At 45.0% G+C, this 11,837-nt stretch carries 12 protein-coding genes, 1 other RNA gene and 1 pseudogene; 10 read left to right on the forward strand and 4 right to left on the reverse strand.

Annotation, left to right across the window (positions count from 1 at the left end; genetic code table 11):
* Nucleotides 1–101: 101 nt before the first annotated feature.
* Both L1D55_RS16540 and vexH read left to right on the forward strand, forming a co-directional pair.
* Nucleotides 102–1,178 carry an efflux RND transporter periplasmic adaptor subunit gene (locus tag L1D55_RS16540; RefSeq protein WP_004739949.1) on the forward strand — a complete coding sequence of 359 codons (1,077 nt, stop codon included), beginning with the start codon at nt 102–104 and terminating at the stop codon, nt 1,176–1,178.
* Nucleotides 1,178–4,291 carry a vibriobactin export RND transporter permease subunit VexH gene (vexH, locus tag L1D55_RS16545; protein ID WP_105024557.1) on the forward strand — a complete coding sequence of 1,038 codons (3,114 nt, stop codon included), beginning with the start codon at nt 1,178–1,180 and terminating at the stop codon, nt 4,289–4,291. The genes L1D55_RS16540 and vexH overlap by 1 nt, the downstream gene beginning before the upstream one ends.
* A 99-nt stretch (nt 4,292–4,390) precedes the next feature.
* Here the strand turns inward: vexH and L1D55_RS16550 are convergent, their stop codons facing one another.
* Complete coding sequence (locus tag L1D55_RS16550) at nt 4,391–4,984, reverse strand: thioredoxin domain-containing protein (protein WP_239918163.1); 594 nt, start codon at nt 4,982–4,984, stop codon at nt 4,391–4,393.
* Between the two features lie 126 nt (nt 4,985–5,110).
* Between L1D55_RS16550 and L1D55_RS16555 the strand changes: the two genes are divergently transcribed.
* Nucleotides 5,111–5,431, forward strand: coding sequence for a DUF1244 domain-containing protein (locus tag L1D55_RS16555; protein WP_239918164.1), 321 nt, complete (start codon nt 5,111–5,113; stop codon nt 5,429–5,431).
* Between the two features lie 85 nt (nt 5,432–5,516).
* Here L1D55_RS16555 and L1D55_RS16560 read toward each other — a convergent pair whose 3' ends face one another.
* Entirely contained in the window at nt 5,517–6,584 is a 1,068-nt protein-coding gene (locus L1D55_RS16560; RefSeq protein ID WP_239918165.1) for a PLP-dependent cysteine synthase family protein, read from the reverse strand.
* Between the two features lie 147 nt (nt 6,585–6,731).
* Here L1D55_RS16560 and L1D55_RS16565 point away from each other — a divergent pair, with 147 nt between their 5' ends.
* On the forward strand, nt 6,732–7,187 hold the full coding sequence (locus L1D55_RS16565) for an Lrp/AsnC family transcriptional regulator (RefSeq protein ID WP_004739953.1): 456 nt from the start codon (nt 6,732–6,734) through the stop codon (nt 7,185–7,187).
* 62 nt (nt 7,188–7,249) lie between these two features.
* Nucleotides 7,250–7,915: a hypothetical protein gene (locus tag L1D55_RS16570; RefSeq protein WP_102424850.1), complete on the forward strand. Its 666-nt coding sequence runs from the start codon at nt 7,250–7,252 to the stop codon at nt 7,913–7,915.
* 112 nt (nt 7,916–8,027) lie between these two features.
* Here L1D55_RS16570 and tesB read toward each other — a convergent pair whose 3' ends face one another.
* Nucleotides 8,028–8,888, reverse strand: coding sequence for an acyl-CoA thioesterase II (gene tesB / locus L1D55_RS16575; protein WP_102424854.1), 861 nt, complete (start codon nt 8,886–8,888; stop codon nt 8,028–8,030).
* Between the two features lie 168 nt (nt 8,889–9,056).
* Between tesB and L1D55_RS16580 the strand changes: the two genes are divergently transcribed.
* Nucleotides 9,057–9,497, forward strand: coding sequence for a YbaY family lipoprotein (locus L1D55_RS16580; RefSeq protein WP_136985842.1), 441 nt, complete (start codon nt 9,057–9,059; stop codon nt 9,495–9,497).
* A 75-nt stretch (nt 9,498–9,572) separates the two neighbouring features.
* Here the strand turns inward: L1D55_RS16580 and L1D55_RS16585 are convergent, their stop codons facing one another.
* The gene (locus tag L1D55_RS16585; RefSeq protein ID WP_063523545.1) at nt 9,573–9,875 is read right to left on the reverse strand and encodes an MGMT family protein; all 303 of its coding nucleotides are present in this window, start codon (nt 9,873–9,875) and stop codon (nt 9,573–9,575) included.
* A gap of 51 nt (nt 9,876–9,926) precedes the next feature.
* On the opposite strand from L1D55_RS16585, the gene L1D55_RS16590 reads away from it, so the two are divergent.
* The 4 genes and pseudogenes from L1D55_RS16590 to L1D55_RS16605 form a co-directional block, all read left to right on the forward strand.
* Nucleotides 9,927–10,670: a hypothetical protein gene (locus L1D55_RS16590; RefSeq protein ID WP_004739958.1), complete on the forward strand. Its 744-nt coding sequence runs from the start codon at nt 9,927–9,929 to the stop codon at nt 10,668–10,670.
* 211 nt (nt 10,671–10,881) lie between these two features.
* Nucleotides 10,882–10,978, forward strand: an RNA gene (gene ffs, locus L1D55_RS16595) — signal recognition particle sRNA small type.
* 138 nt (nt 10,979–11,116) lie between these two features.
* Nucleotides 11,117–11,608 (forward strand): annotated as a pseudogene (locus L1D55_RS16600) (Tn7 transposase TnsA N-terminal domain-containing protein); the annotation flags it as partial.
* A 63-nt stretch (nt 11,609–11,671) separates the two neighbouring features.
* A partial coding sequence (locus tag L1D55_RS16605) for a transposase (protein WP_239918167.1) occupies nt 11,672–11,837 on the forward strand: 166 nt, incomplete at its 3' end.

Here is an 11,837-nt window from a genome sequence, read left to right on the forward strand (position 1 = left end):
CCTGTTGAAAAGAGCAGCCTTGTTTTCAAGCCTTTTTCCTACGCTATTGCTGACCACTTACTCACTGTGATTGCTACAAAACTTAATTGCAGACCATAATTATGAAAAATAAATCTGTTTTAACCCTGCTGAGCTTGTCTATTCTTATGGCGTCTCCAGCCGTACTTGCAAAGCGCATGGGCCCGAGCACTGTCACTGTTGTTACTGAGCAGGTTGATATTCACCAAGTTAGCCAATCCCTTTCTCTAGTTGGAAAACTAGAAGCTGAGCAATCAGTGATGATCACTTCTGAGGTGGCTGGACGCGTTGACTCTATCAACATTAAAGCGAATCAAGATGTGACTAAAGGTCAGATGTTGGTTCAGTTAGATGACGATAAGGCAAAAGCTGCAGTTGCAGAAGCGCAAGCGTATCTAAAAGACGAGAAACGTAAACTAGCGGAATTTGAACGCTTGGTGAAACGTAACGCGATCACGCAAACCGAAATTGACGCACAGAAAACCAATGTAGAGATCGCCAACGCTCGTTTGGCGGCAGCAAATGCCAACCTAAAAGATCTTCACATTAGTGCACCATTCTCCGGCACAGTCGGCTTTATCGATTTTAGCCGCGGTAAAATGGTGACCGCAGGTACTGAACTAGTAACCCTAGATGATCTGTCAGTCATGCAGTTAGACCTTCAGATCCCTGAACGTTACCTTTCTAAGCTATCTAAAGGTATGAAAGTGACGGCTCGCACCAGTGCATGGGGAGATACAGAATTTACAGGTTCAGTGGTTGGCATTGATTCTCGTATCAACGCAGAGACATTAAACCTTCGAGTTCGAATTAATTTCGACAACAACAATGATTATCTAAAGCCGGGCATGTTGGTGTCGGCGGCGATGGACTTCCCACCAATTGAAGCACCAATCATTCCCGTTCAAGCCCTGGAGTACTCAGGTACTAAACGCTTTGTTTATGTGGTTGGTGAAGATAACAAGGCAACGCGAACGGAAGTCTTCCTTGGTGCTCGTATCGACAACGAAGTTGTGATTGAAAAGGGTATCGAGATTGGCCAGAAAATTGTCGTTCAGGGCATCGTGAACATGCGTGATGGTGTTCAGGTTCAGGAACTTGCTATAAACCGACCGGCTGACTCAGCAACCGAGAAAACAGCACAAGAAGGCGCTAACTAATGTTGTTATCTGATGTTTCAGTAAAGAGACCGGTAGCAGCTGTCGTATTGAGCTTGCTATTGGTTGTGTTTGGTATTGTTTCTTTTAGTAAGCTTGCCGTTCGTGAGATGCCTGATATCGAAAGCCCTGTGGTATCGATCAGCACGCGTTACGAAGGCGCATCAGCGACCATCATCGAGAGTCAAATAACCTCCAATCTTGAAGACCAATTATCCGGTATCAGTGGTATTGATGAGATCGAGTCCACCACTCGCAACGGTATGTCGCGTATTACGATTACCTTTGAATTGGGTTACGACCTGAATACTGGAGTGAGTGACGTTCGTGACGCCGTTGCTCGTGCACAGCGCTCTCTGCCTGACGAAGCTGATGACCCGATTGTTTACAAGAACAACGGTAGTGGTGAGGCTTCGGTTTACATCAACCTAAGCTCTACTGAGATGGACCGAACGCAGTTAACCGATTACACAGAGCGTGTATTGATTGACCGATTTAGTTTGATCTCCGGCGTAAGTTCGGTGGATATCTCGGGTGGCTTGTACAAAGTCATGTACGTGAAGCTAAAGCCTGCTGAAATGGCTGGGCGTGGGGTTACTACATCTGATATTACGTCTGCATTGAACAATGAGAATATCGAGAGCCCGGGCGGTGAAGTTCGTAATGACGCGATCGTGATGTCGGTTCGTACCGCTCGTTCATACACAGAAGCGGAAGATTTTGAATACCTAGTGGTCAAGCGCGCTTCTGACAACACGCCGATTTATCTTAAAGATGTCGCTGATGTTTACATTGGCGCAGAGAACGAAAACTCGACCTTTAAGAGTGATGGCGTTGTTAACGTCAGTATGGGTATCGTGCCTCAGTCAGATGCCAACCCACTTGAGGTTGCTGACTTAGTACACAAAGAAGTGGAAGCGATTCAGAAGTTCTTGCCAGATGGTACGCGTTTGGCTGTCGATTATGACTCGACCGTGTTCATCGACCGTTCTATTTCAGAGGTGTACAGCACACTCTTTATCACGGGTGGCTTGGTTATCCTCGTACTGTACATCTTTATCGGTCAAGCTCGTGCCACGCTTATCCCTGCGGTAACCGTACCTGTATCTTTGATCTCGTCGTTTATTGCGGCTTACTACTTCGGTTTCTCCATCAACCTGATTACCTTGATGGCACTTATTCTATCGATTGGCTTGGTAGTTGATGATGCAATCGTGGTGGTTGAGAACATTTTCCACCACATTGAACGTGGTGAGTCGCCACTGCTTGCGGCCTATAAAGGGACACGAGAGGTTGGCTTCGCGGTAATCGCAACGACACTTGTATTAGTGATGGTATTCCTACCAATCTCGTTCATGGACGGTATGGTTGGCCTTCTGTTTACCGAGTTCTCTGTATTGCTTGCTATGTCGGTGATCTTCTCGTCGCTAGTCGCATTGACACTAACGCCAGTGCTAGGCAGTAAGATCTTAAAAGCGAACGTGAAACCAAACCGCTTTAACCTGTTTGTTGAACGTGTATTTGGCAAATTAGAATCTGGATACCGCTCGGTATTACGCCGCGCGTTAAATTGGCGTTGGGCTGCTCCTATCATCATTATCGCATGCTTGGGTGGTAGCTATGGTTTGATGCAACAAGTGCCTGCGCAGCTGACTCCGCAAGAAGACCGTGGTGTTATCTTTGCGTTTGTCCGTGGTGCTGATGCAACCAGTTATAACCGCATGTCTGCCAACATGGACATTGTTGAAGAACGTCTAATGCCATTGCTTGGTCAAGGCTTCTTGAAGTCATTCAGCATTCAATCACCAGCATTTGGTGGTAATGCCGGTGACCAAACGGGCTTTGTTATCATGATCCTCGAAGATTGGGACGAGCGTGACGTGACCGCGCAAGAAGCGCTGAATGAAGTTCGTAAGTCACTAGCCGGTATTCCTGATGTACGAGTGTTTCCATTCATGCCCGGTTTCCGAGGCGGGTCGAGTGAACCAGTACAATTCGTGCTTGGTGGCTCAGATTACTCTGAACTGCAAAAGTGGGCAGAGATCTTAAAGCAAGCCGCTGAAGATTCGCCGATGATGGAAGGCGCAGATATTGACTACTCAGAGAAAACGCCTGAGCTACTGGTTACTGTAGACAAGCAGCGTGCAGCAGAGCTGGGTGTGAGTGTTTCTGACATCTCCGACACCTTAGAAATCATGCTGGGTGGTCGCAGTGAGACGACCTTCGTCGAACGTGGTGAAGAGTACGATGTTTACCTACGTGGTGACGAAAACAGTTTCAACAATGCTAATGACTTGAGCCAAATCTATATGCGAACTCAGTCTGGTGAGTTGGTGACGCTAGATACTTTGACTCACATTGAAGAAGTCGCATCATCGATTCGTTTGTCGCACTACAACAAGCAGAAGTCGATAACGATTAAAGCTAACCTGATGGAAGGTTACACGTTAGGTGAAGCTCTGGACTTCCTTGATGAACAAGCGATTGAGCAACTACCGGGTGATATTTCGGTAAGCTATTCGGGCGAGTCTAAAGACTTCAAAGAGAACCAATCGAGTATCTTGGTGGTGTTTGCATTAGCGATGTTGGTGGCGTACTTGGTATTGGCGGCGCAGTTTGAGAGCTTCATTAACCCGCTAGTGGTAATGTTCACTGTACCTATGGGTATCTTTGGTGGATTCTTAGGCTTGGTAGTGATGAGTCAGGGGCTCAACGTCTACAGCCAGATTGGTATGATCATGTTGATCGGTATGGTAACCAAAAACGGTATCTTGATCGTTGAGTTTGCTAACCAACTGCGTGACCGCGGTATTGAGTTTGAAAAGGCGATTATTGATGCTTCTGCTCGACGCTTACGACCAATCATGATGACGGCATTTACCACGCTTGCAGGTGCTATCCCATTGATTACCTCAACAGGCGCGGGTTACGAAAGCCGTGTGGCGGTAGGTACGGTTATCTTCTTCGGTATGGGCTTTGCGACCTTGGTGACTCTGTTTGTAATCCCTGCGATGTATCGATTGATTTCTGGTACAACTCGTTCACCTGGTCACGTCGAAGCGGTACTCAACAAAGAGCTAAGCCATGACAACATAGGTCGAACTAGCCACGGTTAATATAGTGGTATAGACAAGTAATAGATGAAAGCCCGACAACTTACTCGTTGTCGGGCTTTTTATTTGGTACTGCGAATGGTGCCAGAAAAGAGTGAGACTCTATTGCTCTTTCAGGTATTGAATGGTTTCGAGCAGTTCTTCCATAGAGCGGTGGCCTCTTAGCTTCACCATATAGCGCCCATTAATAATAAAGCTCGGAATGCTGCTAATCGACGCTTGCTCAGTCTTAGTAACAGCGTCTTCCATAAACTTAGCCCATTGCTGTTGTTGGGCTTGAGTCATGTCTTCTCGTTTCACAAGGTTGTGTTCTTTGAGAAAAGCATCAATATCCGTTTCTTGAAGCGGGTTTTTAGTTTGAACCAGCGAGAATAACTCACTCAAAAGTTCATGAGACAGAACTGGCTTTTGAGCCAATACGGTGTAGTAAATACCCGCAGCTTGTAAGGTCGAGTCGTTAAAAATCACGTGAGTACGATGCAATTCCAGTTCACCAGAGCCTTCCTTATCTTTAAGTAACTCTGTCATCTGCCAACAAGGCATGCAGGTCAATGAAAAGAATTTGTCTACTTGATACTCGGTCGAATAAGGTTTTTCTAAAAGCGTGTATTGTTTTCCCTCTGATGGAGATGCATAAGCAGTAGCGCTTAGGGTAAGAGAAGCTAAAAGGATAAATACGTTTTGTAATCGTTTCATGAGAGTTCCGGTTTATCTGTGAATGTTTTGAAAAGCCTGCGTTTGCTCCTAGCGAAATGCGGGCTTTTTTTGTATAACAATATCTGCTCAATACATTAAAAATGAAAACTATTAAGGGACACCAAAGTGGCTGAATTTAAATACAAAGATCTTTCTCAAGAAGAACAAGACAAGCTGGATGCAGCAACCTTTCGTCGCCTATTAGCACACTTAGACAACAACAAAGATGTTCAGAACATTGATCTGATGATCTTGGCTGGTTTCTGTCGTAATTGCTTCAGTAAGTGGTACAAAGCAGAAGCTGAACAACAAGGCTTAGACCTTGATATCGATGATGCTCGTGAGCGTGTTTATGGCATGACTTACGATGAGTGGAAACAAAACCACCAACCAAAAGCAACACCAGAGCAACTGGCTGCTTTTGAAGCGAAGCAGAAGCCACAATAGCCTTGGCTTATCGCTCACCAAAGACACACAAAAAGAGCCCATTAAGGGCTCTTTTTTATTTGAAAGCTTGTACTTTGCTTGGCGCTTAAGCTAATTCACCCGTTTGAGAGAAAGCTTCTAACTTTGCAGCATAAGGTTGAAGGTCGCCAATGTTGTTTTTCACCCATTCGTCATTGAAGTAAGTGTCTAGGTAACGCTCGCCGCTATCACAAAGCAGAGTCACGATAGAGCCTTTTTCTCCACGCGCTTTCATTTCACTTGCCAGTTGAAGCACACCGTACATGTTGGTACCCGTAGATGCGCCAACCTTGCGGCCTAGAATGTCAGATAACCAATGTGTCGTTGCAATACTTGCCGCGTCTGGGATCTTACGCATTTCGTCAACCACACCTGGAATGAAGCTTGGTTCAGCACGTGGACGACCAATGCCTTCAATTTTGCTGAATGTGCTGCCTTTTACTTCTGTATTGCCTGTTTTGTAATACTCGTGGAATACTGAGTTTTCAGGGTCGACAACGCAAAGTTTAGTCTCATGTTGTTGGTAACGAATGAAACGGCCAATCGTTGCTGAAGTACCACCAGTACCCGGGCTCATTACAACCCAAGTTGGAACCGGGTGATCTTCCATCTGCATTTGATTGAAAATCGAGTTTGCGATGTTGTTGTTACCACGCCAGTCGGTTGCGCGCTCAGCGTAAGTAAATTGGTCCATGTAATGACCATTAAGTTCCGCTGCTAAACGGCGAGACTCATCGTAAATTTGGTCAGAGCGGTCAACTAGGTGTGCTTGGCCGCCGTAAAATTCAATTTGCTCGATCTTTTTCTTCGCTGTGCACTTTGGCATTACCGCGATAAATGGAAGGCCAAGTAGGCGAGCGAAGTAAGCTTCAGACACCGCCGTGCTACCAGATGAAGATTCAATGATCGTAGTTTCTGGGCCAACCCAACCGTTACAGATAGCGTATAAGAACAGAGAGCGCGCCAAACGGTGCTTCAAAGAGCCTGTTGGGTGTGTACTTTCATCTTTAAGGTAGATATCAATGCCTTCGATGCTTGGAAGGTCTAGTTTGATAAGGTGCGTATCCGCAGAGCGTTGGTAATCCGCTTCAATTTTACGAATCGCGTTGTTAATCCATTGATGGTCAGTGCACATAAGCGTTCTCCTGATCTTGTGTAGGAATTCTTTGTAATTGGTATGGTTATAATTTAGCTAGATCTAGAGAGAAAAACTTTGCCATATTTGCTTTTTTTTGACTAAAATGTAGAAAATTATTCTATTTAAATTCAATTTGGTGAAAGTGTGATAGATGCCGTAGATAAAAAAATATTAGCGTTATTACAAGAAGACAGCACCCTGTCATTGAACGACATTTCTGAAGCCGTCAACCTCACCACAACGCCTTGCTGGAAGCGTTTAAAGCGTTTGGAAGAGAATGGCATCATTGAAAAAAGAGTGGCATTGCTGAACCCTGAAAAGTTAGATCTTTCTTTTACCGCGTTCGTATTGGTGAAAACCAGCGATCATTCTCATGAGTGGTATGGTCGTTTTGTGAATACTGTGTCGGAATTCCCAGAAGTGATGGAGTTCTACCGCATGGCGGGCGAGTACGATTACATGATGAAGGTGCAGGTTAAAGACATGAAGTGCTTTGATGAGTTCTATAAGCGCTTGGTTAATAGTGTGGATGGTATATCAAACGTTACTTCTACGTTTGCGATGGAACCATTAAAGTACACCACTGCGCTACCGCTATAACCATTTTAAAGATTGTGTTTCGAGTTTAGATATCGCCTCTGCGATGAAGAAAAGGATTATTCATGTTTGCAAAAGTTTCTACTGCTATTCAGCTCGTGTTAGCTATCGCCATTTTTTACCTTGGCTACACCATCTATTCATTCACCAATAAAGTCGGTGAAATTGTCGATACCTATCCTCAGGTTATTGAGGATCTTTCCGTGCTCACCAAAGAGCTAAAAGTCGAAGAGTTTCTGATACTGGCAGAGCACGTCGACGAGTTGGCACCACAGATGCTGAATACCGTTGAAGATGTAAGAAAGACGGTCGAGAAGGTGAACAAAACAGTCGCATCGGTGGACAGTAAAATTCCAGCGATCCTAGACGAAGTGAAAAATGTTCGAGTTGAAGTCGGGCAGGTGAGAACCGATGTGATTCCGCCAACGCTGACCGAACTTAAGCGCTACCGTGTTGATGTGATGCCACCAATGCTTGCTGAAAGTAAATCTTACCGAGAACAAACGATTCCTGTAGTGATTGCCGAGTCTGAGATGTTGAGAGCCGAAGTCCCTGCGATTCTAGTGCAAGCTAACTTGTTGGCTGACAAGAGTAAGGAGCTCGCTCAAGGTGCGGCAGAAGGTGCAGTGAAAGGCGTGGTGCTATCGCCATTTAACCTGTTACGAGATGCGGGTGATGGTATCAAAACGCGAGTACAAGGCGAGTCTAAGCCTGTCGAGCAAGGGAACTAAACACAGTTTCGTTGAACTGCCATTGTGATTAAAAAGAGAAGAGGCTAGGTATGATACCTAGCCTCTTTTCGTTTCAGGCGTTCGTGTGCAGACACTCAGAAGTACTTGATAACTACTTAGTAAAGCGCATCACACCTTCTTGAACGGCTGTCGCGACTAAATCACCTTTCTGGTTGTAAATCTCCCCGCGTACTAGGCCGCGAGTGTTTGCCGCTGTTGGACTTTCAATCGCGTAAAGTAGCCATTCATCCATTTTGAATGGACGGTGGAACCAGATTGAGTGGTCTATCGTTGCCACTTGGAAATTTGGCGTCATTAGAGAGACTTCATGTGGGTGAAGCGCAGTGACCAAGAAGCCCCAATCTGAAGCGTAGGCAAGCAGGTATTGGTGAATCAAGTGGTTGTCTGGCATCGCACCATTTGCTCTAACCCAAAGGTACTGTTTCGCTTCTGTCTTCTTTGGTTTGAGTGGGTTAACCACCGTTACAGGGCGCATCTCAATTGGCTTTTCACCACAGAAGGTTTTACGCAGTTTTTCTGGTAAGAACTCCGCAATATGGCTAGCAAGCTCAGTTTCAGACGCAAAGTTTTCCGGCCCTGGAATATCAGGCATCGGATTTTGGTGTTCAAAGCCCGGTGCGTCACCGTGGTAAGAAGCCGTCAGGTAGAAAATAGGGCGGCCATTTTGAATCGCTTTAACACGGCGGGTACTGAAGCTGCGTCCATCTCTGAGATTTTCCACATCGTAAATAATCGGCTTTTCAGGGTCGCCAGGGAATAGAAAATAACTGTGGAACGAGTGAACACTACGGTCGTCTTCAACGGTATAACGAGCAGCAGAAAGTGCTTGTCCTAAGACCTGACCGCCATAAACCTGTGGAAGACCGAGGTTTTCACTTTGCCCACGGAATAAACCTTCTTCCAGCTTTTCTAGCTGAAGTAAACTTAGTAATTCTTTTAAAGGTTGACTCATCGCCAGCATTCCTCTTCGTAAAATGAGTGTCAGATTATGGTGTTAATCATTTAGCTTAGTCAGATATCTGTCAATAAATCATAGGGTTTCAAGACAGAATATGAAAGCTCTCTTATAATTAGTCCGTAGATTTGCCGAGTCCGGCAAACATGTTGAGAGAAATTGAATATGAAAAAGGCTCTAATTCTTCTAACGTCTTTAGTATCGTTTGGCCTGTTAGTCGGTTGCCAAACAACATCAGAAACGAACGCTTCTCAGGAAGTGGTTGCAGAGAATACTCAAGTGATTTCAGGAACAGTTAGCTACCGCGAAAGAATTGCATTACCAGAGAATGCATTGGTTACTGTAACGCTAGAAGACATTTCACTAGCAGATGCTCCATCAACGGTTATCGCGACTCAAGAGTTCACAACCGATGGTAAGCAAGTACCGTTTGCGTTCGAATTAAGCTACGACGACAACAAGATTCAGCCTAACCACCGTTACAACATGCGCGCAACGATCCATGTTGACGGCAAACTACGTTTTACAACAGATACCATCAAGTCTGTGATTACAGATGTAGAAAACACACAACACGCTGATCTACGCTTGGTCGGTGTTCGCTAATTAGAAATGGATGCCGCTGTTAAGGCATCTTGATTGGCTTTACGTAGTCAAATGAATCGGCGAATGATGGCAGCTCTAGGGCTGCCATTTGTATATTCTGAGTTTAACTTTTCCAGCGTCGCTCACTTCAATTCCTTCTTCCACCAAATGCTTCTTTTGGCGTTCAAACGAGTCGCCTTTTAAGGAAATCTCGCCTTTACTGTTGATCACTCGATACCAAGGGAGTTTGCTACCTTCAGGTAAATTACCTAATGCTTTTCCCACATGGCGCGCATAGCCCGGAAAACCTGAGAAACGTGCTATGTCTCCATAAGTTGTTACTTTTCCATATGGAATTTGGTGAATCACAGCAAAGATTTGGGCTAAAAATTGGTCCATACTAAATGTTCCTAGTTCATGAATACCACGGATCGGTAGAAGGAGAGAGCTATGGTCTTTTCAACGTTTCAATTTCTAATTACAACATTATTAGCCGTTGTTTGTGCGAGAGCAATCAGTTTAAGTGAGGGGGATATCCCAGTACTAGCGATGGTGATTCCTGCGTTATGGATTTTGCCGCAGGGTGGTATCGCAGGTTTAGCTCTACTTGCTGCTATGACGACTTATGGCTTAACCCTTCCTCTACAGCCAATCACGCTCTCTGTTAGCGCGTGGGTGCTTTTCCCACTGTTAATGGTGGTTTTCTCAAGACGCAGTAGTTTGTCGGTGGTGATTATTTCGGGTTTGATCGTGACTACTTTGCAGGTCGGGATTATGGTCACGCAATCAGCTGGCAAGCTTGATGGCACGCCATGGGTGACTCTATTACAAGTCTTGTCCATCATGGTTATTTGGTGGGCTGCTAACCATCTCAAACCAGCGAGTCGACACAGCTGGTGGTCATTAGGGTTAATCTTGCCTCTTTGGATCGCTGACTTACCTTATGCAGCGCTCGTGGCCTTGTGTGTGACGGGCATTATGGCGTCAATGGAAGCGATGACGAAGCTGAAAACCTTCCGCTGGAATAAGTTACTGTGTTGGACGCTACCAACTGCTGGCTTCGCAGCACTGGTGATTACACCGAGTATTGAAGTACCAAGCCCTGTATTTGTGGTCTGGCTATGTTTGTTAGGAACGGCATGGATGACGGACTACATCATTCGCACTGAAGATAACGAAGACATCGATATCTAGTGTCCACTCTATTTAGATGATGTTGTGTGAAAACTTCTAATCGCAGGTAAATGGTGAATTTACCTGCGATTTACTGGTGGTTTGAATAAAGGATAAGCACTTAGACCACAATTGCTCAAAAAGAAAGGGGAAGGGCTTGCAATGGCTGCCGGGATGCTTAATAATCCAATCACTCTTTGAGGCAAGCCTCTTAGAAAACGAATCTATGGGGGCCTGGTCCTCCCGCAACAATAGCTCGTGAACTCGGTCAGGTCCGGAAGGAAGCAGCCGCAGCGTGTGACTTGTGTGCCGGGATGTGGCTGGGTTCCCACCCTTTATGAAGCCTGCAATATATGTTCGCATAAATTGCAGGCTTTCTTCATTTCTGCATCATAAGTCTTCATATTTGCACCATAAGTCTTCATAGTCTATTTTTTGTTGTAGGTTTACAACAAAAGTGATTTGCTATGTTCGACCAAACCAAGAAATCATCTCACGTACACAACATCTGTAAGTTCATGAGCTTGAAGAATGATGCTGTTGTTCGCACTCTCTCCATTTTGGAGTTCGATTTCTGCTTTCACCTCGAATATAACGCAAACGTTAAAAGTTTTACCTCTCAACCTTTTGGCTTCCACTATCAATTCAATAATCGTAAGTGCCGATATACCCCAGATTTTTTAGTAACAAATCACAACGAGCAGTCAACCCTCTTCGAAGTAAAACACTCTAGTCAGATTCTCAAACCTGATTTCAGGAATAGATCTGAAGAGAAACAAAGAGTTGCGTTGAATGAGTTCAACAGACGCTTAGTTTTGGTTACTGAGAAACAAATTAGAATGGGACCGACGTTAGATAACTTTAAGTTACTGCATCGTTATTCCGGATTGCGAACTGTGACTGAGTTTCAAAAGTTAGTGTTAGCGTTTATTCAACGTAAACAAATGGTGCAGCTACAAGTGATCCGCCCCAGCAGTTTTGGACACTGAGTTAAGTGAGTACAATCACTAACGAGGTGAACAATGACAACTAAGAAAACTAGAATTAAACATTCCCCTGAATTTAAAGCAGAAGCCCTGAAGTTAGCAGATAAAGTGGGAGTAGCTGCGACAGCAAGACAGCTTTCTTTACATGAATCTCAAATCTACGGGTGGCGAAAGAACTCGAAGAAAGACACCAGTACTAGTC

The sequence above is a fragment of the Vibrio sp. Isolate22 genome (genome assembly GCF_022398115.1).
In the GTDB taxonomy this organism is placed as follows: Bacteria; Pseudomonadota; Gammaproteobacteria; order Enterobacterales; family Vibrionaceae; genus Vibrio.